Here is a 25506-nt window from a genome sequence, read left to right as displayed (position 1 = left end):
GCCGGTGTCCGGCCGGGCACGCCCGGAGCGTCGGGTGCCCCATACTGGCCCCGTGTTCACCCTCGCCCAGGCCCGCCACCTGATCGCCACCCTGCGCCCCCGCGTCGACGAGCTGATCCGGCTGCGGGCCGACCTGGCCGAGCTGCGCGTCGACCTGGCCGACCGGGGCGCCAGCCCGCTCGGCGGACTCGCCGAGGTCAAGGGCCTGGAGGCGCGGCTGCACGCCCTCGTCGAGGAGCTGCACTCGCACGACATCCAGGTCAAGGGCATCGCGCCGGTGCTGCTCGACTTTCCCGGCGAGCGCGACGGCCGGCCGGTGCTCTGGTGCTGGCTGGAGGGGGACAGCGACGTGCGCTGGTACCACCGGATGGAGTGCGGCTTCGCCGGCCGTCGCCCGGTCTGACCCGGCGGCGGTGCTCAGGCCAGGGACGCGAGCGTGGCCGGGGAGACGTTGCCGCCGCTGAGCACCAGCACGGTACGGGTGCCCGGCCCGGCGTCGACCAGACCGGCCCGCAACGCGGCGAGCGTGACGGCGGCGGACGGTTCGACCAGGAGCTTCGTCGCGTCCAGCAGCTCCCACCAGGCGGCCCGGATGTCCTCCTCGGACACCTCGACCACCTCGTCCACCAGCGCACGGGCGTGCGCCAGCGTGTGCCGCCCGGCGAACGGAGCCGCCAGCCCGTCGGCGATCGACACGGGTCGCGCCGCGAGGGCGTCGCCCCCGGTGCGCAGCGCGTGGCCGAGGGCGTTGGCGGTGACCGGCTCGACGCCGACGACGCGCGTGCCCGGGGCGGCCGCCCGTACGGCCGACGCCACCCCGCTGATCAGCCCGCCGCCGCCCACCGGCACGAGGACCAGCTCCGGCGGCGGGCCGTCGGCCAGGATCTCCCTGCCGACGGTGGCCTGACCGGCGATGACGTCCGGGTCGTCGAACGGGTGCAGGAGGTGGTAGCCGCGCTCCGCCGCGAGCGCCTGGCAGGTCCCCGCGAGGTCGTCGGTGAAGACGACCTCGCCGCCGTACCGGCGGACCGTCTCGACCTTGGTCGGCACCGCGTGCGGCGGCATGCAGACGACCGTCGGCAGATCGAAGGCGCGGCCGGCGAAGGCCACCGCCGCCGCGTGGTTGCCGGCGGAGAAGGCGGTCAGCCCGGCGGGCGCCCCCTGCCGTTCGACGCGGGCGAGCAGCGCGTTGAGCGCGCCCCGCACCTTGAAGCTGCCGGTGTGCTGGAGATTCTCCGCCTTGACGGCGAGGTCGAGCCGCAGCGGGTCGCCGAGGCGGGGGCAGGGCAGCAACGGGGTGCGTACGACCCGTCCCGCGATGCGCTGCTCGGCCGCGCTGATGTCGTCCACGGTGGTGAGCTGCACGGTCGCAGCCTAGCCCGGCCCGGCCGGTCGCACCGTCCGTGATGCGACCGGCCGGACCCGCGCCCGGGCGGCCCGGCGGGCCCGCGTTCCCGGCACCTGGTCAGCCGCGGCGCGACCGTGCCGCGCGGTGGCCGCCGGGACGGGGTTCAGCGGGTGGCTTCGGTCAGCGCGGCGCGCACCTTGGCGGCGTCGGCCGGCGCCTCGCGCTCCCAGTCCGCCGGGTCGACGGAGTAGATGGTCCCGTACGCCGGGGTGTCCGGCTGGTAGCGCCAGCTCTCGGCGAGCGTGCCGGCGTCGACGGCGTCGTAGCCGATCCGGTCCAGGAAGGCCGTGGCCTCCGCCTTCGCGCCCGCGTCGTCGCCGGCGATCGGCAGCGCGCTGCGGTCGGCGGCGCCGGTCGGCCGGGCCAGCGTGTGCAGGTGCTTGAAGAAGATGTTGTTGAACACCTTGACCACCCGCGACTGCGGCAGGTGCCGCTGGAGCAGTTCGCTGCTGGTGGTGGAGCCCGAGTCGAGCTCGGAGATCTGTCCGTCCCGCTGCGGGTAGTAGTTGTTGGTGTCCAGCACGAGCTTGCCGGCGAGCGGCTCGACGGGCACGTCCCGGTACGCCTTCAGCGGAATGGTGACGACCACCAGGTCGCCGGCCTCCGCCGCCTCCCGGGCCGTGGCCGCCCGCGCGCGGGGGCCCAGCTCCTCGACGAGGTCCTTGAGGGTCTCCGGGCCGCGCGAGTTGCTCAGCACCACGTCGTAGCCGGCGGCCACCGCCAGCCGCGCCACCGTGCCGCCGATGTGTCCACTGCCGATCAGTCCCACAGTTGTCATGCCGGTTCCCAACTCCGCTCGCGGTGACGGTATTCCCCACCTGGATGGTCGACAATGCGCCGGACCGCCACCACCACCCGCTCGACGCGGTCGCCGGTCGCGGGATCGGTCCAGACGAACACCACAGGTCTGGCCGCCGCGAAGAGCGGCCAGACGAACGGCGGCAGGTCCTCGGGTGGCACCCGGATGTAGGGCGTCGCCCCGTCGACCCGGGCGAGCAGATGCTCCAGCGCGAAGCGGTGCCGCCCCGGGCCGTCGAGGTGCTCGGGAGCCGGCGGGAGGTGCCGCAGCCGGCCGTGGTCGCGCAGCACGTCGTCGGGCACGGCGGCGTCGAACACCACCCGCCCGGCGTCGAGCGGGCCCTGGATGCTGACGTGATGCTCGGGCGGGATCCGGCCCGGTGCGGCGGGCGACTCCTGCACCGCGAAGAACATCCCGCCCCCCTCCGCCCGGACCGTCCCAGGTGTCGCCGATCGTAGTCCGGCCGACACCCGGCGGCACGGTGGCGACGCGGGCGCCCTGGCCAGCCGGTCGAGGCGGGCTGGCTCTCAGGTCGCCGCGGGCAGCGCCTTCTCGATCGCGGCGCGCAGCTCGGCCGCGCCGGGCTCGACGGTGGGCGCGAAGCGGGCCGCCACCGTGCCGTCCGGGGCGACGAGGAACTTCTCGAAGTTCCACCGCACGTCGCCGCTGTGGCCGTCGGCGTCGGCCGTGCCCACCAGGTCCGCGTAGAGCGGGTGGCGGTCGGCGCCGTTGACGTCGACCTTCTCCGTCAGCGGGAAGCTCACCCCGTAGTTGACCTGGCAGAAGTCGCTGATCTCGGCGGCGCTGCCCGGCTCCTGGCCGGCGAACTGGTTGCAGGGCACGCCGAGCACCACCAGGCCGCGGTCGGCGTACTCGTCGTGCAGCGCCTGGAGGCCGGCGTACTGCGGGGTGAGGCCGCAGCGGGAGGCGACGTTGACCACCAGCAGCGCGCGCCCGCGGTACTGCGCGAGGTCGGCCGGGCCGCCGGTCAGGGCGTCGATCGGGATGTCGAAGACGGTCATGGGCCCGAGGCTACGCGTCGCCCCGGATGGGCGCCGGGCCACCGCCCGGCTACCGCCAGTCGCCGGTCGGGGCCGGTCGGGAGGGCTGGTCGCGCTCCCAGTGGAAATCGATAGATGCACATCTTGACGAAGCGATGACGACGTGAGTAGCGTCTCACCATCAATCTGGAAAGTTTCCTAACTGTTTAGGGAGACGCCGCATGAAGAGATCGCTCCGCCGGGCCCTCTGGGTCGGCGCCGTGATGGCGGTGACCGCCGCCACGGTCCCGATGGCCAGTGCGTTCGGCGCCGGCAGCGTGACCGCCGGTTTCGCCAAGGCGCAGGACTGGGGGACCGGTCACGAGACGCGGGTGACCGTCACCAACGGGACGAGCGCCCCGGTGAGCACCTGGCGCATCGAGTTCGACCTGCCGTCGGGCACCAGCATCAGCAGCTCCTGGGACGCCGACGTCACGCGTACCGGCGACCACTACGTCGCGGTGAAGAAGAGCTGGGCCGGCCCGATCGCGGCGGGCGCCTCGTTCAGCTGGGGCTACAACGGCACCGGCGCGTACAAGGCGCCGCTGAACTGCACGATCAACGGCGCGCCGTGCGGCGGCGGCACCCCGCCCCCCACCACGGCGCCGCCGACCACCACCCCGCCGACCACGGCGCCGCCCACCACCGCGCCGCCGACCACGCCTCCGCCCACCACCCCGCCGCCGGGCCCGGGCGGCAAGAAGGTCGTCGGCTACTTCGCGCAGTGGGGCGTCTACGCCCGCAACTACCACGTGAAGAACATCCACACCAGCGGCTCGGCCGCCAAGCTGACCCACATCCTGTACGCCTTCGGCAACACCACCGGCGGCCGCTGCACCATCGGTGACAGCTACGCCGACTACGAGAAGGCCTACACCGCTGCGGACAGCGTCGACGGCGTCGCCGACACCTGGGACCAGCCGCTGCGCGGCAGCTTCAACCAGCTGCGCAAGCTCAAGAAGATGTACCCGAACCTGAAGGTGATCTGGTCCTTCGGCGGCTGGACCTGGTCCGGCGGCTTCACCCAGGCCGCGCAGAACCCGGCCGCGTTCGCCGAGAGCTGCCACAACCTGGTCGAGGACCCGCGCTGGGCGGACGTCTTCGACGGCATCGACGTCGACTGGGAGTACCCGAACGCCTGCGGGCTCACCTGTGACAGCAGCGGCCCGAACGCCTTCAAGAACGTCGTCAGCGCGCTGCGCTCGAAGTTCGGCTCCTCCGCGCTGGTCACCGCCGCGATCACGGCCGACGGCAGCAACGGCGGCAAGATCGACGCCACCGACTACGCCGGCGCCGCGACGCACCTCAACTGGATCATGCCGATGACGTACGACTACTTCGGCGCCTTCAACGCGCAGGGCCCCACTGCCCCGCACTCCCCGCTCACCTCGTACGCCGGCATCCCGCAGCAGGGCTTCTGGTCGGACGCGGCGATCCAGAAGCTCAAGAGCAAGGGCATCCCGTCGGACAAGCTGCTGCTCGGCATCGGCTTCTACGGCCGGGGCTGGACCGGGGTGACCCAGACCGCGCCGGGTGGCACCGCCACCGGCCCGGCGCCGGGCACCTACGAGCAGGGCATCGAGGACTACAAGGTCCTCAAGAACACCTGCCCGGCCACCGGGACCATCGCCGGCACGGCGTACGCCAAGTGCGGCAGCAACTGGTGGAGCTACGACACCCCCGCCACGATCAACGGCAAGATGACGTACGCGAAGAACCAGGGCCTCGGTGGCGCGTTCTTCTGGGAGCTCTCCGGTGACACCGGCAACGGCGAGCTGATCGGCGCCATCAAGGGCGGTCTCGGCTGAGCCGAGGGCCGACGCACCACCCACACGGCGGGGAGGGACCACGCACCGGTCCCTCCCCGCCCGCCGTGTGCGGTCGGTGCCCGGATCGCCCGGTTCCTGGCGCGGCGGCGTCGGGGCACGTGTGTCGATGTGACAGACTCGCCGCGCAACGGGCTCGATGCCCACGGCGACGGAGGTGGCGATGCGCGCGAGGCGCGGAAGGCTGGCGGCGGGCGTCGTACTGCTCGGGATCCTGCCCCTCGCACTGCTCGGCTGCGGCATCGGCGAGGAGGAGGATCCGGCGACCAAGCCCGGTCGCGCCCCGGCCGAGGAGGCCACCGCGAAGTCGCGGGAGCGGGTGCAGGCATACCTCGACGCGATGACCGCCAAGGACGTGGCGGCCGGGCGCAGCCAGCTCTGCGCGGCCCTCCAGGAGAGCTTCGACGCCGCCGCGACCGGCCCCAACGGCGACTTCGCCGACCACTTCACCGTGCCGCAGGCCGAGATCACCGACATCCGCTCGGGCCCCCGGGGCCAGGAGGTGAGCACGTCGGTCTCGGTTGCCGCCGGCTCCCGCACGATCACCCGGCCGCTGCTGTTCACGGTCACCCGCGACGGCGCCGACTGGTGCATCGCCGCCGAGGCGCCGGGCGGCAACACCGCCTCCCCGGCCGCCCCCGCCTCGCCCGTGTCCGGGTGAGTCGGCTCTCACCTGCCGGAACCATCCCCCTCGCCGACAGGTCGCGTGCCCGGTCGCCGTACGCTTTCTGTCATGCGCCATGAGTGGCATCAGCTGAGCCATCCCGCGGTGGGCAGCCCTGGGCTGCAGACCAGCCGTCCGACCGTCGACTCCGCCGAGGACGCGGCCCTCGGCCTCGACCGCTGGCGGGAGCTGCCGCGCGCGCAGACCCCGCCCTGGCCGGACCCGGCCGGCGTCGCCGAGGTCTGCAAGGTGCTCGACACCGTGCCCTCGGTGGTGGCGCCCTACGAGGTCGACCAGCTGCGGCAGCGGCTGGCGCTGGTGTGCGAGGGCAAGGCGTTCCTGCTCCAGGGCGGCGACTGCGCGGAGACCTTCGTCGACAACACCGAGAGCCACCTGCTGGCCAACGCCCGCACCCTGCTCCAGATGGCGATCGTGCTCACCTACGGCGCCTCGCTGCCGGTGGTCAAGGTGGCGCGGGTCGCCGGGCAGTACACCAAGCCCCGGTCGCTGCCGACCGACGCGCGCGGCCTGCCCGCCTACCGCGGTGACATGATCAACTCGCTGGAGGCGACGCCGGAGGCCCGGGCCGCCGACCCGCAGCGCATGATCCGGGCGTACGCGAACTCGGCCGCCGCGATGAACATGCTCCGCGCGTACCTGGCCGGCGGGCTGGCCGACCTGCACGCGGTGCACGACTGGAACAAGGGCTTCGTCAAGAACTCCCCGGCCGGCGAGCGCTACGAGGCGATCGCCCGCGAGATCGACCGGGCGCTGGCCTTCATCCGGGCCTGTGGGATGACCGACGACGAGGCGCTGCGCACCGTCACCCTCTACTGCTCCCACGAGGCCCTCGCCCTGGAGTACGACCGGGCGCTGACCCGGGTCTCCGACAGCCGGGCGTACGGGCTGTCCGGGCACTTCCTCTGGATCGGCGAGCGCACCCGGCAGATCGACGGGGCGCACATCGACTTCATCTCCCGCATCGCCAACCCGATCGGCGTGAAGCTCGGCCCGACGACGACCCCGGACGAGGCGATCGAGCTCTGCGAGAAGCTCAACTCGGAGAACGTCCCCGGCCGGCTCACCCTGATCAGCCGGATGGGCAACCACCGGGTCCGCGACGCCCTGCCGCCGATCGTGGCGAAGGTGACCGCCGCCGGCGCCAAGGTGGTCTGGCAGTGCGACCCGATGCACGGCAACACGCACGAGTCGTCCAACGGCTACAAGACCCGGCACTTCGACCGCATCGTCGACGAGGTGCTCGGCTACTTCGAGGTGCACCGGGGCCTGGAGACCCACCCCGGCGGCCTGCACGTCGAGCTGACCGGTGAGGACGTCACCGAGTGCCTCGGCGGCGCCCAGGGCATCGAGGACCTCGACCTGCCCGGCCGGTACGAGACCGCCTGCGACCCGCGACTGAACACCCAGCAGTCGCTGGAGCTGGCGTTCCTCGTGGCGGAGATGCTCCGTGGCTGACGCGAGGAGTGAGCTTGCGGGCCCCGCAGTCGGCAGCCGGAAGGATGACTGTGGCTGACGCGTTTGTCGATCTTCGTTCGGACACCGTCACCCGGCCGACGCCGGGGATGCGGGAGGCGATGGCGGGGGCCGACGTCGGCGACGACGTCTACGGCGAGGACCCCACCGTCAACGCGCTGGAGGCGGAGGTCGCCGCGCTGTTCGGGCACGAGGCGGCGCTGTTCGCCCCGAGCGGGTCGATGGCCAACCAGATCGCCCTGCAACTGGTGGTGCCGCCGGGCAACGAGCTGCTCTGCGACGCCGACGCGCACGTGGTGACGTACGAGATCGGGGCCGCCGCGGCGTACGGCGGCATCTCCTCGCGGACCTGGCCGGCGGTCGGCGCGGACGTCGACCCGGACGCGGTCGCCGCGATGATCCGCCCGGACGGCTACTGGGCGGTGCCCACCCGGGCGATCGCCGTCGAGCAGACCCACAACCGGGGCGGCGGCGGGGTGATCCCGCTGGCCACCCTGCGCGAGCTGCGCCGGATCGCCGACGACGCGCAGGTGGCGCTGCACTGCGACGGCGCCCGGATCTGGCACGCGCACGTCGCCGACGGCGTGCCGCTGGCCGACTACGGCGCCCTCTTCGACACGCTGTCGGTCTGCCTCTCCAAGGGGCTCGGCGCGCCCGTCGGCTCGCTGGTCGTCGGCAGCGCCGACAAGATCGAGCGGGCCCGGTTCCTCCGCAAGCGGATGGGCGGCGGGATGCGGCAGGCGGGCATCCTGGCCGCCGCCGGCCGGTACGCCCTCGCCCACCACGTCGAACGGCTCGCCGACGACCACGCGAAGGCGGCGAGGCTGGCCGAGGCGATCGCCCCGTTCGGGGTGCTGGCCACGACCGTGCGGACCAACCTGGTGCCGCTGGACCTGACCAAGGCGCCGATGGACGCGCACGCCCTGGCCGCCGCCGCGCGCGCCGAGGGCGTCCTGGTCTCGGTGCTCGGCCCCCGCACGGCCCGCCTGGTCACCCACCTGGGCGTCGACGACGCCGGTATCGACCGCGCCGTCGAGGTCCTCACCCGCGTCCTGCGGGGCTGACCGCCTTGCCGGCCCCGCGTCAGGGGTGCAGGCGCTTCAGGGTGGCGATGTCCGCGGCGTGGCCGACGTGCTTCTCCGTCGGCGTCTCGACCACGATCGGGACGCCGGCGGTGGCCGGGTGCGCCATCAGCTCGGCGAACGCCGGCTCGCCGATGGTGCCCTTGCCGATGTTCTCGTGCCGGTCCCGGGTCGAGCCGCACAGGTCCTTCGAATCGTTGGCGTGCACCAGCCGCAGGCGGTCGGCCCCGACCGTCGCCACGAGCGTGTCCAGCGTCGCGGTCATGCCGCCTGCGGCGGCCAGGTCGTGCCCGGCGGCCCAGGCGTGGCAGGTGTCGAAGCAGACCCCGAGCCAGGGGTGCCGCTCCACCGCGTCGAGGTAGGGCCCGAGCTGCTCCACCCGGGAGGCGAGTGAGCGGCCGCCGCCCGCGCTCGGCTCGACCAGCAGCCGCGGGCCGTCCGTTGCCGCCGCCTCGTCGAGCAGCGGCAGCAGGGTTTCGCGCACCTGCCGCATCGCGGCCTCGGCGTAGCCCTCGTCGACCGCGCTGCCGGCGTGGAAGACCACGCCCCCGGCGCCGATCGCCCGGCCCCGGCGCAGCGCGTGGGCAAGCGTCTCGGCCGACCGCTCGACCGTGTTGGCGGTGGGGGAGCCGAGGTTGACCAGCAGCGACGCGTGGATGAAGACGGGTACGCCCCGCTCGCCGCAGCCGTCGCGGAACGCGACGTCCTGGGCCGGGTCGCCGGCCGGCAGCGCCCAGCCGCGCGAGTTCGACACGTAGACCTGCACGACCTGCGAGCCGGTCGCGTCGACGTACGGCAGGGCGGCCTTCGCCAGACCCCCCGAGGTGGGCGTGTGCGAGCCGACCAGCCGGTGGTGTGCCGGCATCGCTACATGCACCCGAGGGTGACCGGGGTGCCCGGCGGCACCTGCGTGTTCTCCGGCGGGTTCTGGAACCGGGTGATGCCGTTCGGGTTGAACTGGATCGCCACCGGGAAGCCCTGGCTCTCCAGCAGCTGCTTGGCCTGCTGGCAGGGCAGATCGATGACCCGGGGCACGGCGACCAGCGGCGGGCCCTTGCTCAGCTCCAGCTTGACCTTGGCTCCCCGCTCCACCCCGGTGCCGTCCGCCGGGCTCTGCCCGAGGATCTCGTCGCGGGGCTTGTCGGAGTCCTTGTAGGTGGGCGGCTCCACCAGCTCCAGGCCCAGCTGGGCGAGGATCGTGCGCGCCTCGCCCAGGCTCTTGCCGACCAGGTTGGGCACCGAGATCGGAGCCCTGCCCTTGCTCAGGATGACGGTGACCTTGTCGCCCGGCTTCACCTCGGTGCCGACCTTCGGGTTGGTGTCGATCACCACGCCCGTGGGCAGGTTGTCGTCGTAGCGGGCGGTGCCCTTCGCCACCACGAGCTTGGCGTCGAGCAGGTCGGCCTCGGCGAGCTCGAACTCCTTGCCCACCACGTCGGGCACCGGGAACCGCTCCGGGCCCAGCGAGAGGGTCAGCGTGACGGTGCCGCCCTTGACGATCCGGGTGGCCGAGACCGGGTCCTGCGCCAGGACGGCGTCCTTCGGGACCTTCTCGTCGTGACGCGGTTCGGCGTAGCTCAGGACGATCCCGGCGCGGGCGGCCTGCGCCTCCGCCTCGGCCTTGGTCATCGCCACCAGCTGCGGCGCCTCCGTGTAGCGCCCGGCCGCGAACCACCAGCCGCCGACGGCGGCCACCAGGAGCAGCACCACCGCCGCGGCGATGACCGCCGTGCGGCCGCGCGGGTCGCCCATGACCCGGGTGCGCAGCGTGGACAGCCGCGACCACAGGCTCTCGCCCTCCTCGGGCTCGGCCCGGCGACGGCCCGTCCGGGGGCCGCCGCCCTCGGGCAGCCGGGCCCAGGCGGGTCGTTCGGCCGGCCGGACCGCCGCGACCATCATGGTCGGCCCGGCCACCGGCTCGTCGGACACCCGGCGCAGCACGGCGGTACGCGTGTTCGCGTCGCCCAGGTCGTCGCGGACCGCCTGCACCTCGGCCAGCAGCGCGCCGGCGTCCGTCGGCCGGGCGCCCGGATCACGCCGGGTCGCCCGGGCGACCAGTTCATCGAGCGCCTTGGGCAGGCCGGGCACCAGGGTCGACGGCGCCGGGACGTCCTTGTCGACGTGCTGCCAGGCGACGTCGACCGGGCGGTCCCCGTCGTAGGGCACCCGGCCCGTGAGCATCTCGAACAGCACGATGCCGGCCGAGTAGACGTCGGTGCGGGGGTCGGCGTGCCCGTCGGTGACCAGCTCCGGGGCCACGTACGCGACCGTGGCCATCAGCTGGTTGCCGTCCTCCTCGGCGCTCGCCTCGACCGCCCGGGCCAGCCCGAAGTCGGCGACCTTGACCACGCTGTCGATCAGGTTGGCCGCGCCGCCGGTGGGAGCCTCGGCGACCAGCACGTTCTCCGGCTTCACGTCGCGGTGCACCAGCCCCGCCCGGTGCGCGGCGGCGATCGCGGCGAGCATCTGCTCGGCGATGGCCAGCGCCTCGTCGGGGTTGAGCCGGCGTCGCTCGGCGAGCACGTCGCGCAGGGTGCGACCGCGGACGTACTCCATCACGAGGTAGGGCAGGCCGGAGTGGGTGCCCTGGTCGTAGACCGCGACGACGTTGGGGTGGGTCAGCCGGGCGATGGTCTTCGCCTCGTCGGTGAACCGCTCCACGAAGCCCGCTGCCCGGGATTGCGCGTCCGGGGCCTGGGACGGGTGAATGATCTTGACCGCCACGGTGCGCTCGAGGCGCTCGTCGGTGGCGGTGTACACGGTCGCCATGCCGCCACGGGCCACGCGACCGCGGATGCGGTAGCGCCCGTCGATCAGCGAGCCCAGCAACGTGTCGGCGACCTGTGTGTCCATCGGCAGGGAGTCTATGTGTCCAGGAGGTGAAGGTTGAACAGGATGCTACAGATGGGGTGCGACCACGACTGGCTCGCCGCGCTCGCTTCCCCTAGCCGCCCTGCTCAGCCGGCTCGTCGGGGTGCCGTTCGCCCCGGCCGGACGGGACGTGGCAGGGTGGTCCGGTGACCGACTCAGTACCCGCCGACCGGGCCGTGCCCGGCCCCGAATCCGCCGCCGGCCCCACCGACGCCGCCGACTGGCTGACCCTGCCGGACGTGGCCGAGCGCCTCGACGTGTCGATCAGCAAGGTCCACCAGATGATCCGCGACCGGGAGCTGATCGCGGTACGCCGCGACGGCGTCCGCCGGATGCCGGCCGACCTGGTGGCCAACAAGACGGTGCTCAAGCACCTGCCCGGCGTGCTCAACCTGCTGGCCGACGCGGGCTACGACGACGAGGCCGCGCTGCGCTGGCTCTACGAGCCGGACGACACCCTGCCCGGTGCCACCCCCGCGAAGGCGCTCGCCGGCGACCAGGCCCGCGAGGTGAAGCGCCGGGCCCAGGCCCTGGGCTTCTGACCCGTCCTCGTCCCCGCCCCCGCCCGTTCCCGCGCGGGGGTGGGGACGAGGACGCGCGGGGGGCCGGTCAGTCGGCGCGGCGGGTGGCGGCGATGGCCAGGTCGACCAGGGCCTGCCGCGCCTCGGTGTCCAGGTCGACGGCGGCCAGCGCGGCCAGCGCGGTGTCGGTCAGCACGCCGATCCGCTGCTCCGTACGCGCCAGCGCCCCACTGCCGTCGATCAGCTCGCGCAGCCGGGCGATCCCGGCCGCGTCCAGCCCCGGATCGCCGAGCCCGCCGAGCAGCACGTCCCGACCCGCCCCGTCGGTCGTCTCCAGGGCTGCCGCCACCAGGTACGTCCGCTTGCCCTCGCGCAGGTCGTCGCCGGCCGGCTTGCCGGTCTGGGCGGGGTCGCCGAACACCCCCAGCACGTCGTCGCGGAGCTGGAACGCCTCGCCCAGCGGCAGCCCGTACGCGGAGTACGCCGCCCGGACCTCCGCCGTCGCGTCGGCCAGCGCCGCACCGACCAGCAGCGGCCGTTCGACGGTGTACTTCGCCGACTTGTAGCGGGCCACCTTGCCGGCCCGCTCCACCGATGTGTCCCCGGTGACCTGGGTCAGCACGTCGAGGTACTGCCCGACGGTGACCTCGGTGCGCATGGCGTCGAAGACCGGCCGGGCCCGGGCCACCGTGCGCGGGTCCAGCCCGGCGGAGTGCAGCAGCTCGTCCGACCAGACCAGGGCCAGGTCGCCCAGCAGGATCGCCGCGGCGTCGCCGAAGCCGTCCGCGTCGCCGCCCCAGCCGGCCGTCCGGTGCCGGGCGGCGAACCGCCGGTGCACGGCCGGCTCACCGCGCCGGGTGTCGGAGCGGTCCATGAGGTCGTCGTGGATCAACGCGCTGGCCTGCACGAACTCCAACGAGGCCAGGGCGGTGACCACCTGGTCGGTGTCCACCCCGCCGGCTCCCCGGAACCCCCAGTAGGCGAACGCCGGCCGCAGCCGCTTGCCCCCGCCGAGGACGAACGCCTCGATCGTCTCGGCGAGCGGAGCCAGGGCGTCGTCGACCCCGGCCATCCAGGCGCGCTGGCTGGCGAGGAACTCGGTCAGGGCCTTGTCGATCCGTTGACGCAGCCCGGCGCGGTCGACGGGGGAGACAGGAGCAGCGTGGGTCACGCCCCGACGCTATCCGGTCGGCGTGGAGCCCGTCGCGCCACCGGGGGGCCGACGCGCCGTACGTCCCGCCGGAGCCCGCCCGCCGGCCGGCCCGGGTGGCGGCCCCGGACGCGGCAGGTACGGGGCCGCCGACGCGGCGAGCGCCCGGTACCGCCGTACGGCCGGCTCGTCGCCGTGCCCGGCCAGCCGCCGGCGCACGTCGGCCAGCTGGCCCAGCGCGCGGGGCGACCCGGCGCGGACCGCGTCGAGCAGCGCCTCGCCGGCCACCGCGCAGGCCCGCTCCACCTCGCCGAGTTGCAGGTAGCCCCGGGCCAGCCAGGCGCCGTAGACCGCCGAGGTGCGCGGGCCGCGCCGCCGGACGGCGTGCAGCGGCGCCTCGGCCGCGCGCGGGCGGCCCAGCGCGACCAGCGTGCGCCCGGCCATCGCGGCCAGCTCCGTCCCGTCGAGCCAGTAGAGCCACGGCGGCTCCCGGCCCGCCTCCGGCGCGTCGGTCATCCGCCGGGCCGCGTCGAGCGCCTGCCGGGCCGCTCCCGCCCGGCCGCCCAGCGCCGTGGCCAGGGCCACCCGGTGCAGCAGCAGGGCCCGCAGTCCGGGGCCGGCCGACCGGCGCGCCCCGGCGTACGCGGTGCGGGCCAGCACCAGCGCGCCCTCCGGGTCGCCGACGCCGCTGAGCAGGTGGCTGGCCGAGCCGAGCACGTGCCCGGCGAGAGCCGGGTCGCCGGCCGTCGCGGCGGCGCGCAACGCCAGCCGGTAGGCGTGCAGCGCGCCGGCGGCGTCCCCGGCGTCGGCGGCGAGCCAGCCGGCGAGCTGGGCGGACTCGGCCAGTTCGAGCAGCAGCCGAGGGCGCGCGGCGGGGCCGCACCCGGACAGCGCCCGCACCGCGCGCGCCAACCGGTGTGCCCCGAACCCGGCCAGGTCGGCGCCGCCGACGAGGTCGTCGAGCCGACGCAGCTCCGCCAGCCGCACCGGCCCTACCCGCCCGCCGGCCGCCGCCCCGGAATCCGGCAGCCCCCGCCCGGCCGGGCGGCCGGCGTCGTCGCCCGCGCCGGCCGACCGCGCGGGCGGGCCGGGCAGCAGCGCGGCGCGTGGATCGGCCAGCCAGCGCTGGGCCAGGGCCAGCAGCGCCGCCCGGGGCCGGGACCCGCCGAAGGCCGGTGGGGGAGCGAGGCGGCGGGTGCGGGCCGTTGCGGCGGTCAGCAGGTCCACCGGCACCGCGAGGACGACGGCGAGCCAACCCAGCCAGAACTCGCCGGGGACGCGCTGCTGCCGCTCCCACCGGGAGACCTCGTGCCGGCTGAGGGTCGGCACACCGGAGGCGGCGCAGAGCTCGGCCGCGACCCGCAGCTGGCTCCACCCCCGGGCCAGCCGGAGCTGGGCGAGCAGGGGCCCGAGCAACTGCGGGCCGGGCGGCGGGGGCGACGTCATCGGTCCTCCGGGCGGGTGTCGGCGCGGCGGCGGCGCAGGTCCCGGAACGGAACCGGTGCGCCACCGGTGGATGCTGACCCCCGCGCGTGCCCCCGGGGCCCGGCTCCGGCCGGTCCCACCCCGCGCAGTCACATGACTACTCCGTGGGTACGACGCTTTCCGGCCCCGCCGCCCGTACGCCGCCGATCCCCGCGCCCGGCCGAGCCCGGCCCGGTGTCCACCAGTGTGGGAAGGTGTCGGTACGCGGGGCCCGGCCCGCTAGAGTCGTGACGTGGCGCTCGGTCTTCCATCGGTCCTCCCCAATCCGCAGCCGGCGATCGGGGAGCTGATCCGTGACCGGCAGCCGACCTTCTCCTTCGAGTTCTTCCCGCCCAAGACCGAGCAGGGCGAGCGGCTGCTGTGGCAGGCGATCCGCGAGCTGGAGTCGCTGCGCCCGTCGTTCGTCTCGATCACCTACGGCGCGGGCGGGTCGACCCGCGACACCACCGTGGCCGTCACCGAGCGGATCGCCACCGAGACCACCCTGCTGCCGATGGCCCACCTGACCGCGGTCAACCACTCCGTGGCCGAGCTGCGCCACGTCATCGGTCGGCTCGCCGGGGTCGGCGTGCGCAACGTGCTCGCCGTGCGGGGAGACCCGCCGGGCGACCCGGGCGGCGACTGGGTGTGCCACCCCGAGGGCGTGCTGCACGCCGAGGACCTGGTCCGCCTGGTGCGCGACGCCGGCGACTTCAGCGTCGGGGTGGCGGCGTTTCCCTACAAGCACCCGCGCTCGCCCGACGTGGCCAGCGACACGGAGCACTTCGTGCGCAAGTGCCGGGCCGGCGCCGACTTCGCGATCACGCAGATGTTCTTCGACGCCGACGACTACCTGCGGCTGCGCGACCGGGTCGCCGCCGCCGGCTGCGACACCCCGATCCTGGCCGGCGTGATGCCGGTGACCCAGATCGGCACCATCGAGCGCTCGGTGCAGCTCTCCGGGGCGCCGTTCCCGCCGGCCCTGGCCGAGCGGTTCGCGAAGGTCGCCGACGACCCGGAGGCGGTCCGCCGCCTCGGTGTCGAGCAGGCCAGCGAGATGTGCCGGCGGCTGCTCGACGAGGGCGTGCCCGGAATCCACTTCATCACCCTCAACCGCTCCACCGCCACCCGCGAGGTCTGGCAGAACCTCCAGGTGGGCGCGCGGGTGTGACCCCGCTGCCGCGACACCTGAGCGACGGTGCGACGGTTGTTCCGTGGTGGGCACACAGCTGAACTGGGACGAGTACGCCACGGCCTGGGCACGGCTGCACGGGGGCTTCGACCCCCGGGCGGCGGCCCCGGTCGTCCGCGCCTGGCTGCGGTTCGCCTACCACGTGGGATTCGTGCTGGGCCGGCTGCGGGTCGGTCCCACCCCGGTCACCGTGGTGGGCGTGCTGCTCTGCGCCTGCGTCCCGCTGTTCGCCGTACGGCCGCAGGACGGTCCCTTCCTCGCGTCGCTGTTCGTGCTGCTCGCCGCCGTGGCGGACAGCGTCGACGGGGCGGTGGCGGTGGCCACGAACCGCACCTCCCGGCTCGGCTACGTCTACGACTCGCTGGCCGACCGGCTCGGTGAGGTCGCCTGGCTGGCCGCGTTCTGGCTGATCGGCGCGCCGGGGGCGCTCGTCGTGACCGCCGGCGCGCTCTCCTGGTTGCACGAGTACGTCCGCTCCCGGGCGGTCGCCGCCGGGATGCGGGAGCTCGGCGCGGTGACCGTGGGGGAGCGCCCCACGCGGGTCTCGGTGGCCCTGGTCGGGCTGCTGCTGGCCGGGCTGACCGGGCTGATCGAGCCGGACCTGGCCGCCGGCACGATCACCATGGCGACCGCCGTCTGGGTGCTGCTGGCCGGCTTCGGTCTCGGTCAGCTGCTCTCCGCCGTCCGCCGCGCCCTGATCGACGCCGGCTGACCGCACCGGCCCGCGCCGATCCGTCCGGGGCGGTGGGGAGGCCGTCGGCGTCGACGCGGCGCGTAGCTACCAGGCGGGGCCGATCTCGTCGGCGACGATCTGGGCGGAGAGCGTCACCATCGGCAGGCCGCCGCCCGGGTGGCTGGAGCCGCCGACCAGCCACAGCCCGTGCGCCGGGCCCCGGTTGGCGGGGCGCAGCAGGCCGCCGGCGGTGCCGTAGATCGACCCGCCGGGCGCGCCGGTCGCGTCGTCCAGGTCGGCCGGGGTGCGGACCTCCCGGAACGCCAGCCGGTCCCGCACGTCGACGCCGCGCTCGGCCAGCACGTCGAGGACCCGGTCGGCGTACGCCTCGGCGAGGCCGGGCCGGCGCCAGTCGACGGCCCCGGCGGCGGTGCCGTGCCGGGGGGCGTTGACCAGCACGAACCAGGCCTCGTGGCCGGCCGGCCGGACCACCGGGTCGTCGGCCACGGTGACGAAGACGGTGGGATCGGCCGCCGGTCGGGCCCGCACGCCGCGCCCCGGGCGGCCGAACACGGCGTCGAACTCGGCGTCGTAGTCGCGGGGGAAGAACACGTTGTGGTGGGCGAGCCCGGAGTCCCCGGTCACGCCGAGCAGCAGCACGAAGCCGGCCAGGCTGCGGTCGGTCAGCCCGGTCAGCCGACGCGGGCTGGGCAGCAGGTCCCGGTAGAGGGTGAGCGCGTCGACGTTGGCCACCACCACGTCGGCGGGGACCGGGGCGGCGACCCCGCGCAGGCGTACGCCGTGCACCCGGCCGCCCGCGGCGTCGATGCGGGTGACCGTGGCGCCGGTCCGTACGACCACGCCGAGGTCCAGGCAGCGGGTCAGCAGCGCGTCGGCGAGCGTGCCCAGCCCGCCGCGCAGGTACCAGCCGCCGAAGGTCAGCTCGGCGTAGGGGACGGCGACCAGCGCGGCCGGCGCCCGGCGCGGGTCGGCGCCCGTGTAGGTGGCGTAGCGGTCCAGCAGCATCCGCAGCCGGGGGTCGGACAGGTGCCGTCGACCCAGCCCGCGCAGCGTGCGGCCCGGCCCGATGGCGGCCAGGTCGCCCAGCCGCCAGGCCAGCGCGGCCAGGTCCAGCGGGGAGTCGATCGGGCGACGCAGGATGTCGCGGTGCGACGCCTGCCACACCCGCGCCGCCCGGCGCCACAGCCGCTGCCAGTCCGCGGCGGCCCGGTCGCCGAACGCCGCGCCGATGCGGGCCACGAACTCGGCCGGGTCGGCGCACGAGTCGAGGGCGGGGCCGCGGCCGGGGAAGACGTGCCGCACGATCGGGTCCACCGGCTTCAGGTCCAGGTACTCGTCGAGCTTCGCGCCGGTCGCCTCGAACAGGTCGTGGAAGACGTCGGGCAGGGTGAGCAGGCTCGGCCCGGTGTCGAAGTGGAACGGGCCCGCCGGGGTGTCGTGGACGTACCGGCCGAGCTTGCCGCCGACGGTCTCCGCGCGTTCGAGCACGGTGACCTGGTGTCCGGTGGCGGCCAGCCGGGCGGCGGTGGCCAACCCTCCCACGCCGGCGCCGACGACCACGATCCGCGCCATGCCGCGCCTCCCTAGGTGACGGGGCGGCCGCGCCAGGACAGGCGACGCCGCTTCCGCAGATGGTACGACCGCAGGGTCAGCCAACCGAGGACCACGACCGACACGGGGTGTGCCAGCGCGTCGGGCCACCACCGGCCGCCCGTCGCCCGGGCGCTGACCGCCCGCCCGGCCACCCCCAGCAGGTAGGCGGCGCAGGCCGCGGCGGCCACCGCCGGCGCGCCGGCGGCCAGGGCGACGACCGCCAGCAGCGGGGGAGCGGTGTAGAGCAGGAGCAGCAGGGCCACCACGGCGGCGGCGGCCACCGGGTTGCCGAAGGTCGCCCAGAGCGACTTCGAGTAGCCGTCGCGCAGCTGCGGCCAGTCCTCGTACATCCGGCAGGCGGCCAGCCGCGAGCCGTCGGCGAGGGCGATCCGGCCGCCGGCCCGCTTGACCGCGCGGGCCAGCTCGACGTCCTCCAGGACCTTCCCGGCCACCACGGCGTGCCCACCGGCCGCGTCGTAGCCGGCCCGGTCCACCACCAGGAACTGCCCGCCGGCGGCGGCCAGCGACGGCCGCCGCGAGCGCTCCATCGCCCGCAGCGGCAGGAAGGTCAGCCACAGCCACTGCAACAGCGGCTGGACCAGCCGGTCGGCCGCCGTCGCCACCAGGATCCGGGGGTACGGCGACAGCAGCGTCACCCGCGCGGCACGCAACTCGGTGACGGCCGCCGCGACCGCGTCCGGGGCGAGCACCACGTCGGCGTCGACGAAGACCAGCGCGGTCGCCGCGGGGTCGGCCCGGGTGGCCAGCTGCCAGCAGGCGTGCGGCTTGCCCAGCCAGCCCGGCGGCGGGGCGACCCCGTCGAGCAGGGTGACCCGGGGGTCGTCGCCGGCCACCGCGCGGACCACGTCCGCGGTGCCGTCGGTCGAGCCGTCGTCGAGCACCACCACGCGCAGCCGGGGCACGCCCCGCTGGGCGAGCAGCGCGCGCAGGCAGGGGGTGACCCGCGCGGCCTCGTCGCGCAGCGGCAGCAGCACCGCCACGGTCTCGGTGACCGGCGCCGGCCGCTCTGCCGGGCGGCGCAGCCAGCGGCCGGCGTTGACGAGGGTGTGCGCGGTCAGCGCGGCCACGCCGAGCAGCAGCGCGAGGACGGCGGTCATGCCGTCGCGTCGACGCCGGGGCGCTGCGGCTGGCGGGGCCGGTGCCGGTCGTCGCGGCGCGAGCGCAGCAGCGTGAGCGCCAGCGGCACGGCGGCCACCGACATGCCGGCCGCGCCCCACAGCGCCGACGCCGGCAGGTCGAGGAAGACCGCGTGGGCCAGCACGCTGGAGAAGTACGTCCACAGCCAGAGCGCGAACATCGGGGCGTCCCGCCCGTCGGTGGTGGCCACGGCGGGACCGGCCAGCGGGCGCAGCGCACTCATCATCAGCACGGCGAAGAGCAGCCAGCCCAGGTAGTTGCTCACCGGGATGCCGGGCAGCCCGGGCAGCGCGGGGGTGGCGTCCCGCCAGACCCAGTAGCCCTCGGCCACCATCTGCGGGTCGAGGAAGAGGTCCCAGGCGGCCAGCCCGACAGCGGCCAGCGCGATCCGCCGCACGGGGAACCAGCCTCCCGGCCGGCCACCGGCATCGCTGCCGACCGCCGACCCGATGCCGACCGCCGACCCGCTGCCGGTCGCGGGCCCGCTGCCGACAGCCGGCCCGCTGCCGGTGGTGCCGTTGGCGGCGCCGCCGGTCAGCCGGGTGGCCGCCAGCCAGGCCGGCCAGGCCATCCAGGTCCAGGCCAGCGGGATGATCAGCGGCACCCCGGCCAGCTTCGGCCCCAACTCGCCGGAATAGTCGTAGCTGCCGAACGGGAAGCCGGTGGCCACGCCGAGCGCCTCGATGGCGAACCCGCCGCCCGTGGCCACCGCGACCAGCGCCGCCGCCGTACGCGGGCCCCGGCTGAGCAGCGCGTGGCCGACCGAGAGCAGGTAGCCGAGCACGACGGTGGCGACGGTCAGCCGCGCCCGGGTCTGCCCGGCGGTCAGCGGGTAGCAGATCTGCGCCAGCACCAGCGCGGCCAGCAGCGCCCAGGACAGCCGACGGGTCACGGGGCGCCCCGGGCGGGCGCGGCGGGTGTCGGCGGCTCCAGCGGCAGGTCCCGGCCGAGTACGCCGAACGGGCGCTCGTCGCCGGGGAAGTGGAAGTCGCGCAGGACGTCGACGAAGCCGAACCGGCGGTACAGCCGCCAGGCCCGCGACCGCGCCTCGTCGGCCTCGGGGGTGGAGAGCAGCGTGGTCGTCCCCTCCGCCAGGCTGAGCAGGGCCCGCAGCTGCCGCGCGCCCAGGCCGTGCCCCTGCGCGGGCGGGCGGACGTGCAGCTCCACCACCTCGAAGCAGCGGGTCAGCCAGCGCTGCCGGGTCGGCGCGTCGAGGGCCCGCCATACCTGGTCGTGCCACCACTGCCCGGAGCCGCCCAGGTAGCCGTAGCCGAAGCCGGCCAGGTGCCCCTCGCTGGTGAGGCTGGCGACGGCGCGGAAGCCGGGCCGGCGTACGTGGGTGGCGATGTAGCCGCGCCGGGCCTCCAGCAGCTCCGGGCGGTATCCCATCGCCTCGCCGTAGACGGCCACCACGTCGTCCAGCCGTCGGACGAGATCGTCCGGCGTCCACCGCACCAACCTCATGCCCGTGCACCCTCCGCCGTTCCCGGATCGCCGTCCGCGACCCACCCCAGCACCGCCCGGTCACCCACCACGTCGCGCACCTCGAACCGCGCGAAGAGTTCCTCCGCGTACCACCCCTCGGTGGGGGTCCGCATGATCGCCGCGCGGTGCTCCGGGTGACGGTACGCGAACGCCACGAGGTCCGCCGGATCGCGCCACACGCTCACCGTGCCCTGCCAGCCCAGTGGGGCCTCGCCGACGCCGAAGCGGGCCAGCAGGCCGGGCGCGGCGTGCAGCGCGGCGGCCACCGGGGGGATCGCCCGCCAGAAGGTGGCCGCCCGCCGGGGCCGCAGCCGGGCCCGGGTCAGCGCCAGCACCGGGCCGGTGACCCGACCGCCGGGCGGCTCCCCGAACGGGCGGCGGCCCGACCACTCGCCCCGGCTGCTCAGCGGGCGCAGGTCGACCCGGACGCGCGCGTGGGCGATCCGCGCCCAGGCACGCCCCACCGGCGAGCCGTCGAAGCCGGCCGCGGCGGCGGGGGAGTCCCACACGGTCAGCGCCGCCCACCGGGTGAGGTCCGCGTCGCCCGGCCCGAAGCCGGTGCCGGTCCCGGTGCCGAGCAGCTTGCCGAACCGTACGCCGGGCAGCGCGCGCAGCCGGCGGGGGTCGAGCGCCATCCGGGTGAGCGCCCTGGGCAGCGCGGCGCGGGAGGTGCGCCACACGTGCAGCGTGACCAGCTCCGGGACGTCCGCCCCGCTGTCGCTCCGTCCGCTCACGCCGCCGCCTCACGGCGCTCGACGGCGGCGCGCGGTGCCACGCTGCTGTGCCTCATGGTCCGCTCCGCTCGCTCAGGCCACGGGGGTCGGCGTGCCGCCGGTGACCCGCAGCAGCTCCGGGTACGTGGTGGGGAAGACCGCCCGGGGCACGCCGCCGGCCGCCCAGATCTCGTCGTACGACCCCAGGGCGGTGTCGACCAGCGTGCGTAGCGGGTGCGGGTGACCGACGGGGGCGACCCCGCCGATCACCTGCCCGGTGTGCGCGCGGACGAACTCCGGGGTGGCCCGGCGCAGCCGGTCGACCCCGATGGACGCGGCCAGGGCGGCGGTGTCCACCCGGTGCGCGCCGGAGGTGAGCACCAGCAGCGGCGTGCCGTCCGCGTCGAAGACGAGCGAGTTGGCGATCTGGCCGACCCCGACGCCGAGCGACTCGGCGGCGGCCGCGGCGGTGTGCACCGCGTCGGGCAGCAGGCGGACGACGCTCGGCGCTCCGGACGCGTCCCGGGCGCCCGCGGCGTCGAGCACGTCCTGCACCGCCCGTACGTTCGGGTGTGGCTGCATACCGGCCATTCTTCCCGGTGCCCGCGTCGGCGGCTCAGCCGGCCGTGCCGTGGCCGGGGCACGCACCATGGCGACCCCGAGGACGGGACGGTCGTCGCCGGCGGAGGCCACCGCCGTGGTCCCCCGCGCGACGGCCACGGCGGCGTACGCCCGAGCCCGGCACCTGCCGCGACGTCGACCGACGGCCGCGCGTCACACGTTGCATTTTCGTCGGAGGGAGGGTGTACTGTCAGCAGCAGTTAGAACGAGTGTTCGATTGCCTCGAACGCTCGTTCCAACAGACCCGGGGCGGTGTTTCGCGGCGCGGCTCCGGGCGGTGCGGCTCCGCGGGCCGCACCTGGGTCCCGGGCAGTCGCGAGTCCGGGCCCGTCAGGCAGGAGCGTCGCCCGCCGCCCACGACCCCCGGGCGGCGGGCGACGAACCCGCCGGTAACGCCGGCCGGGTGTGGTGTGGGGAAGCGTCCACACCCGGCCGGCCACCCCTGGTGCGTCTTCCTCCGCACCACTCGACCCGGCGTCCCGCCGGCGGCCCAGGGCCGTCTCCGGGGCGGCGCCTCGGCCACGTGGAGGAGACAGTCCCATGCCGACCAACCCGGCTCAGGCACCGACGGTGCCGGCGCACGTGCTGCCGCACCGCACCCCCGCCCAGCTTCTCGCGGTGGCCCGGCGCGGGCTGGCCGAGGCCGCCCAGACCCGTCCCGACGGCCTGCGTTACGCGGCCGCCCACCTGGCCGCGCTCCGTGCCGCCGCGGCCGTGCTCGCCGCCCGGGCGCGTCCCGCCCCCGCCCGACGGCACCGGGTCACCAGCGTCTGGGTCCTGCTCTCCGGCGTCGCCCCCGAGCTCGACGAGTGGGCCCGCTTCTTCGCTCTCGGCGCCGGCAAGCGGGCCGCCGCCGAGGCCGGCATCCCACGGGTCGTGACCGTCCGGGAGGCCGACGACCTGCTGCGCTCCGCCGAGCAGTTCGTCACGGTCGTGGAGGACGCGCTCGGCGTGGCCCACCAACCGGCGCTCGACGGCCTCGCGGCCTGACCGGGCGTCCTGGGCCATCCGGCGGCGACCGGGTGCCCGGGTCCCGCCACACGCACGTCTGATCCGACAGCACGACGGGGGGTAGGTCCGATGGCGGGCCGGATGGTGGTCGGTTCCGCCGCACTGGCCGGTCTGGTGCGCCCGGCGAGCGCGCCGGACCCGGCAAGTGGTCACCGGGTGTTGCCGGTGGCGCCGGAGCTGACCGGGCTGCTGCCCAACCGGGGACTGCGGCGGGGCAGCACGATCGCGGTCGCCACCGGCCAACCCCGGCGCAGCGGCGGCACCTCGCTGGTCCTGGCGCTGCTCGCCGAGGCGTCCCGGGCCGGCTCGTGGTGCGCCGTGGTCGGGGTCCCCACGTTCGGGGCGGGCGCCGCCGCCGAGCTGGGCATCGCCCTGGACCGGCTCGCCCTGGTGCCCCACCCGGGCCCGGAGTGGGCCACCGTCATCGCCGCGCTGATCGACGGGGTGGACGTCGTGGTCACCGCCGTGCCGACGGCGGTCTCCGCCTCGGTCGCCAACCGGCTGGCCGCCCGGGCCCGGCAGCGCGGCAGCGTCCTCGTCCCCTACGGGCGGTGGGACGGCGCGGACGTGACCCTCCAGGTGGTCCGGGGCGCCTGGGAGGGGCTCGGGCAGGGGCGGGGCCGGCTGCGCCGCCGCGAGGTCACCGTCTCCGCGCGGGGGCGCGGAGCCGCCGCCCGTCCGAAGGAGATCAAGGTCTGGCTGCCCGGGGACGGGCTCACCCGGGTCATTCCCCGCTCCGCTCCCCCCGCCGGCGTCTCCGCCACCGGCCGGTCGAGCGCCGGCCGGCTGCGCCCGGTCGGCCCAGCCGCCGCCACACCCACCGGTCCGTCCCGTCGTGCCGCGCTCACCCTGGTCGCGCCGTCGTGACCGCGCCCACCCCGGTGGCGCGCGCCCACCCTGGTCGCGCCGTCGTGACCGCACACCCCGGCCGGTGTCTCGTGACCACCGCGCCCACCCCGGCCGGTGTCCGGTGACCGCCGCGCCCGCGCGGACCCTGCTGCTCTGGTGCCCGGACTGGCCGGTGCTCGCCGCGGAGATCGTCGACGGGGTGCCGGCCACCGACCCGGTCGCCGTACTGCACGCCAATCGCGTGGTCGTCTGCTCCGAGCGGGCCCGCGCCGAGGGGGTGCGCCGGGGGCTGCGCAGACGGGAGGCCCAGGGCCGCTGCCCGCAGCTCACCGCCGTCGAGTACGACCCCGGGCGCGACGCCCGGGCGTTCGAACCGGTGGTCGCCGCCGTCGAGGAACTGGTCGCCGGCGTCGAGGTGGTGCGCCCCGGCGCGTGCGCGGTGGCCGCCCGGGGACCGAGCCGCTACCTCGGGGGCGAGGAGGCCGCCGCCGAGCGGATCGTCGAGCACGTCGCCCAGTCCTGCGCGGTGGAGAGTCAGGTCGGCATCGCCGACGGGGTCTTCGCCGCCGGGCTGGCCGCCCGCGACGGACGGGTCGTTCCGCCCGGCGGGACACCGGGGTTCCTCGCCGACCTGCCGGTCGAGGCGCTCGGCCGCCCGGCCCTGGCCGACCTGCTGCGCCGGCTCGGCGTACGCACCCTGGGCGACTTCGCCGCGCTGCCCGCCGGCGACGTGCTGGCCCGGTTCGGCTTCGACGGCGCGCTGGCCCACCGGCTGGCGAGCGGGCGCGACCACCGTCCGCTCGCCGTCCGGCGACCCCCCGTCGACCTCGCGGTCACCGCCGACCACGACGAGCCGCTCGACCGGGTCGACGCGGCGGCCTTCGCCGCCCGGGCGTTGGCCGAACGGCTGCACGACCGGCTCGCCGCGCACGGGCTGGCCTGCACCCGGCTCGGCATCGAGGCGGTCACCGCGCACGGCCAGGAACTGCACCGGGTCTGGCGGCACGACGGGCTGCTCACCGCCGGGGCCATCGCCGACCGGGTGCGCTGGCAGCTCGACGGCTGGCTGTCCGGCAGCACCGGCCGGGCCGGCACCCGAGCGACCCGCCCGACGGCGGGCATCATCCGGCTGCGGCTGGTCCCGGACGGAGTGCTCGCGCAGGCCGGCCTGCAACCCGGCCTGTGGGGGGAGACCGGCGAGGAGCGGGAGCGGGCACACCGGGCGTTGAGCCGGGTGCAGGGCATCCTCGGCCCCGAGGCGGTCGTCACCGCGGTGCTCGGTGGCGGGCGTTCCCCGGCCGACCAGGTGCGCCTGGTGCCGTGGGGCGACGAACGCCTGCCGGCGCGTCCCGTCCCGCCGCCCTGGCCGGGCCGGCTGCCGCCGCCCGCGCCGGCCGTGGTGCTGCCCGATCCGCTCGCGGCGGTCGTGCACGACGCCGCCGGCACACCGGTCGAGGTCAGCGCGCGGCTCCAGGTCAGCGCCGACCCGGCCCGGCTGGCCGTGGGCGCCGCCCGGCCGGTCGAGATCGTCGGGTGGGCCGGCCCGTGGCCGGTCGACGAGCGCTGGTGGGTGCCGGCCGAGGCCCGCCGCCGGGCCCGGTTCCAGGTCTGCCTGGCCGACGGTACGGCCCTGCTGCTCGCCGTCGAGGCCGGCCGGTGGCTGGTGGAGGCGATCTATGACTGAGCGCCCGCCCACGGTCACCGGTCGGCGACCACCCCGCACCCGCCGACCCGGCCGCTCCGGCACCCTGCCGACGTGGCGGTCCGGTCGAGGCGGTGTGCCGCCGGCACGACGGTCGGGTGGGACCGCCGACCACCGACCGCCGGATCTTGGTGAGATCCGGCCCCTCCAGGGGCCGAAATCGTCCAAG

At 75.9% G+C, this 25506-nt stretch carries 25 protein-coding genes; 11 read left to right on the top strand and 14 right to left on the bottom strand.

Features of this window, described 5'->3' with window-relative positions; genetic code table 11:
• Positions 1 to 52: 52 nt before the first annotated feature.
• Positions 53 to 403, top strand: coding sequence for a DUF2203 domain-containing protein (locus ACTMS2_RS08190; RefSeq protein WP_088999199.1), 351 nt, complete (start codon positions 53 to 55; stop codon positions 401 to 403).
• A gap of 14 nt (positions 404 to 417) precedes the next feature.
• On the opposite strand, the gene ACTMS2_RS08185 is transcribed toward ACTMS2_RS08190, so the two are convergent.
• The 4 genes from ACTMS2_RS08185 to ACTMS2_RS08170 all read right to left on the bottom strand — a co-directional run bounded on the left by ACTMS2_RS08185 (position 418) and on the right by ACTMS2_RS08170 (position 3229).
• On the bottom strand, positions 418 to 1365 hold the full coding sequence (locus tag ACTMS2_RS08185; protein WP_441174874.1) for a threonine ammonia-lyase: 948 nt from the start codon (positions 1363 to 1365) through the stop codon (positions 418 to 420).
• Between the two features lie 146 nt (positions 1366 to 1511).
• Positions 1512 to 2186, bottom strand: coding sequence for an NADPH-dependent F420 reductase (locus ACTMS2_RS08180; RefSeq protein WP_441174873.1), 675 nt, complete (start codon positions 2184 to 2186; stop codon positions 1512 to 1514).
• Positions 2183 to 2620 carry a hypothetical protein gene (locus ACTMS2_RS08175; RefSeq protein WP_441174872.1) on the bottom strand — a complete coding sequence of 146 codons (438 nt, stop codon included), beginning with the start codon at positions 2618 to 2620 and terminating at the stop codon, positions 2183 to 2185. Before ACTMS2_RS08175 ends, ACTMS2_RS08180 begins: the two co-directional genes overlap by 4 nt.
• 114 nt (positions 2621 to 2734) lie before the next feature.
• Complete coding sequence (locus tag ACTMS2_RS08170) at positions 2735 to 3229, bottom strand: glutathione peroxidase (protein WP_441174871.1); 495 nt, start codon at positions 3227 to 3229, stop codon at positions 2735 to 2737.
• Between the two features lie 200 nt (positions 3230 to 3429).
• On the opposite strand from ACTMS2_RS08170, the gene ACTMS2_RS08165 reads away from it, so the two are divergent.
• The 4 genes from ACTMS2_RS08165 to ACTMS2_RS08150 all read left to right on the top strand — a co-directional run bounded on the left by ACTMS2_RS08165 (position 3430) and on the right by ACTMS2_RS08150 (position 8295).
• Positions 3430 to 5055: a glycosyl hydrolase family 18 protein gene (locus ACTMS2_RS08165; RefSeq protein WP_350821396.1), complete on the top strand. Its 1626-nt coding sequence runs from the start codon at positions 3430 to 3432 to the stop codon at positions 5053 to 5055.
• A 181-nt stretch (positions 5056 to 5236) separates the two neighbouring features.
• Positions 5237 to 5734 carry a hypothetical protein gene (locus ACTMS2_RS08160; protein WP_441174870.1) on the top strand — a complete coding sequence of 166 codons (498 nt, stop codon included), beginning with the start codon at positions 5237 to 5239 and terminating at the stop codon, positions 5732 to 5734.
• A gap of 72 nt (positions 5735 to 5806) precedes the next feature.
• A complete protein-coding gene (locus tag ACTMS2_RS08155; RefSeq protein WP_441174869.1) occupies positions 5807 to 7213 on the top strand; it encodes a class II 3-deoxy-7-phosphoheptulonate synthase in 1407 nt (468 codons plus the stop codon).
• A 44-nt stretch (positions 7214 to 7257) separates the two neighbouring features.
• A complete protein-coding gene (locus tag ACTMS2_RS08150) occupies positions 7258 to 8295 on the top strand; it encodes a threonine aldolase family protein (RefSeq protein ID WP_441174868.1) in 1038 nt (345 codons plus the stop codon).
• 19 nt (positions 8296 to 8314) lie between these two features.
• On the opposite strand, the gene ACTMS2_RS08145 is transcribed toward ACTMS2_RS08150, so the two are convergent.
• Positions 8315 to 9178, bottom strand: a complete 864-nt coding sequence (locus ACTMS2_RS08145) for a deoxyribonuclease IV (protein WP_441174867.1) — start codon at positions 9176 to 9178, stop codon at positions 8315 to 8317.
• Between the two features lie 2 nt (positions 9179 to 9180).
• Positions 9181 to 11166: a Stk1 family PASTA domain-containing Ser/Thr kinase gene (pknB, locus tag ACTMS2_RS08140; protein ID WP_441174866.1), complete on the bottom strand. Its 1986-nt coding sequence runs from the start codon at positions 11164 to 11166 to the stop codon at positions 9181 to 9183.
• Positions 11167 to 11330: 164 nt separating this feature from the next.
• Between pknB and ACTMS2_RS08135 the strand changes: the two genes are divergently transcribed.
• Positions 11331 to 11726, top strand: a complete 396-nt coding sequence (locus ACTMS2_RS08135; protein WP_441174865.1) for an Rv2175c family DNA-binding protein — start codon at positions 11331 to 11333, stop codon at positions 11724 to 11726.
• A 67-nt stretch (positions 11727 to 11793) separates the two neighbouring features.
• Here the strand turns inward: ACTMS2_RS08135 and ACTMS2_RS08130 are convergent, their stop codons facing one another.
• Both ACTMS2_RS08130 and ACTMS2_RS08125 read right to left on the bottom strand, forming a co-directional pair.
• Positions 11794 to 12876 carry a polyprenyl synthetase family protein gene (locus tag ACTMS2_RS08130; protein WP_441174864.1) on the bottom strand — a complete coding sequence of 361 codons (1083 nt, stop codon included), beginning with the start codon at positions 12874 to 12876 and terminating at the stop codon, positions 11794 to 11796.
• A gap of 9 nt (positions 12877 to 12885) precedes the next feature.
• The gene (locus ACTMS2_RS08125; RefSeq protein ID WP_441174863.1) at positions 12886 to 14301 is read right to left on the bottom strand and encodes a helix-turn-helix domain-containing protein; all 1416 of its coding nucleotides are present in this window, start codon (positions 14299 to 14301) and stop codon (positions 12886 to 12888) included.
• A gap of 271 nt (positions 14302 to 14572) precedes the next feature.
• Between ACTMS2_RS08125 and metF the strand changes: the two genes are divergently transcribed.
• Both metF and ACTMS2_RS08115 read left to right on the top strand, forming a co-directional pair.
• Positions 14573 to 15490: a methylenetetrahydrofolate reductase [NAD(P)H] gene (gene metF / locus ACTMS2_RS08120; protein ID WP_363904987.1), complete on the top strand. Its 918-nt coding sequence runs from the start codon at positions 14573 to 14575 to the stop codon at positions 15488 to 15490.
• Between the two features lie 43 nt (positions 15491 to 15533).
• Entirely contained in the window at positions 15534 to 16223 is a 690-nt protein-coding gene (locus ACTMS2_RS08115) for a CDP-alcohol phosphatidyltransferase family protein (protein ID WP_441174862.1), read from the top strand.
• Positions 16224 to 16289: 66 nt separating this feature from the next.
• Here ACTMS2_RS08115 and ACTMS2_RS08110 read toward each other — a convergent pair whose 3' ends face one another.
• The 6 genes from ACTMS2_RS08110 to ACTMS2_RS08085 all read right to left on the bottom strand — a co-directional run bounded on the left by ACTMS2_RS08110 (position 16290) and on the right by ACTMS2_RS08085 (position 21736).
• Entirely contained in the window at positions 16290 to 17777 is a 1488-nt protein-coding gene (locus ACTMS2_RS08110) for a phytoene desaturase family protein (RefSeq protein ID WP_441174861.1), read from the bottom strand.
• An 11-nt stretch (positions 17778 to 17788) separates the two neighbouring features.
• The gene (locus tag ACTMS2_RS08105; RefSeq protein ID WP_363622219.1) at positions 17789 to 18916 is read right to left on the bottom strand and encodes a glycosyltransferase; all 1128 of its coding nucleotides are present in this window, start codon (positions 18914 to 18916) and stop codon (positions 17789 to 17791) included.
• Complete coding sequence (locus ACTMS2_RS08100) at positions 18913 to 19848, bottom strand: carotenoid biosynthesis protein (protein WP_441174860.1); 936 nt, start codon at positions 19846 to 19848, stop codon at positions 18913 to 18915. Before ACTMS2_RS08100 ends, ACTMS2_RS08105 begins: the two co-directional genes overlap by 4 nt.
• Positions 19845 to 20420, bottom strand: a complete 576-nt coding sequence (locus tag ACTMS2_RS08095) for a GNAT family N-acetyltransferase (protein WP_441174859.1) — start codon at positions 20418 to 20420, stop codon at positions 19845 to 19847. The genes ACTMS2_RS08100 and ACTMS2_RS08095 overlap by 4 nt, the downstream gene beginning before the upstream one ends.
• Positions 20417 to 21175, bottom strand: a complete 759-nt coding sequence (locus ACTMS2_RS08090; protein ID WP_441174858.1) for a monooxygenase — start codon at positions 21173 to 21175, stop codon at positions 20417 to 20419. The genes ACTMS2_RS08095 and ACTMS2_RS08090 overlap by 4 nt, the downstream gene beginning before the upstream one ends.
• Positions 21176 to 21247: 72 nt before the next feature.
• Entirely contained in the window at positions 21248 to 21736 is a 489-nt protein-coding gene (locus ACTMS2_RS08085; protein WP_441174857.1) for a YbaK/EbsC family protein, read from the bottom strand.
• Positions 21737 to 22315: 579 nt separating this feature from the next.
• Between ACTMS2_RS08085 and ACTMS2_RS08080 the strand changes: the two genes are divergently transcribed.
• From ACTMS2_RS08080 to ACTMS2_RS08070, 3 genes are all read left to right on the top strand, one after another.
• On the top strand, positions 22316 to 22765 hold the full coding sequence (locus tag ACTMS2_RS08080; protein WP_441174856.1) for an SAV_6107 family HEPN domain-containing protein: 450 nt from the start codon (positions 22316 to 22318) through the stop codon (positions 22763 to 22765).
• 90 nt (positions 22766 to 22855) lie between these two features.
• Entirely contained in the window at positions 22856 to 23653 is a 798-nt protein-coding gene (locus ACTMS2_RS08075; RefSeq protein WP_441174855.1) for a hypothetical protein, read from the top strand.
• Positions 23654 to 23756: 103 nt separating this feature from the next.
• A complete protein-coding gene (locus ACTMS2_RS08070) occupies positions 23757 to 25319 on the top strand; it encodes a DNA polymerase Y family protein (protein ID WP_441174854.1) in 1563 nt (520 codons plus the stop codon).
• Positions 25320 to 25506: the final 187 nt, after the last annotated feature.

Origin of the sequence: Micromonospora sp. SD12 (genome assembly GCF_052068495.1) — a bacterium.
In the GTDB taxonomy this organism is placed as follows: Bacteria; Actinomycetota; Actinomycetes; order Mycobacteriales; family Micromonosporaceae; genus Micromonospora; species Micromonospora echinofusca.
This window is presented reverse-complemented; position numbering and strand designations above follow the sequence as displayed.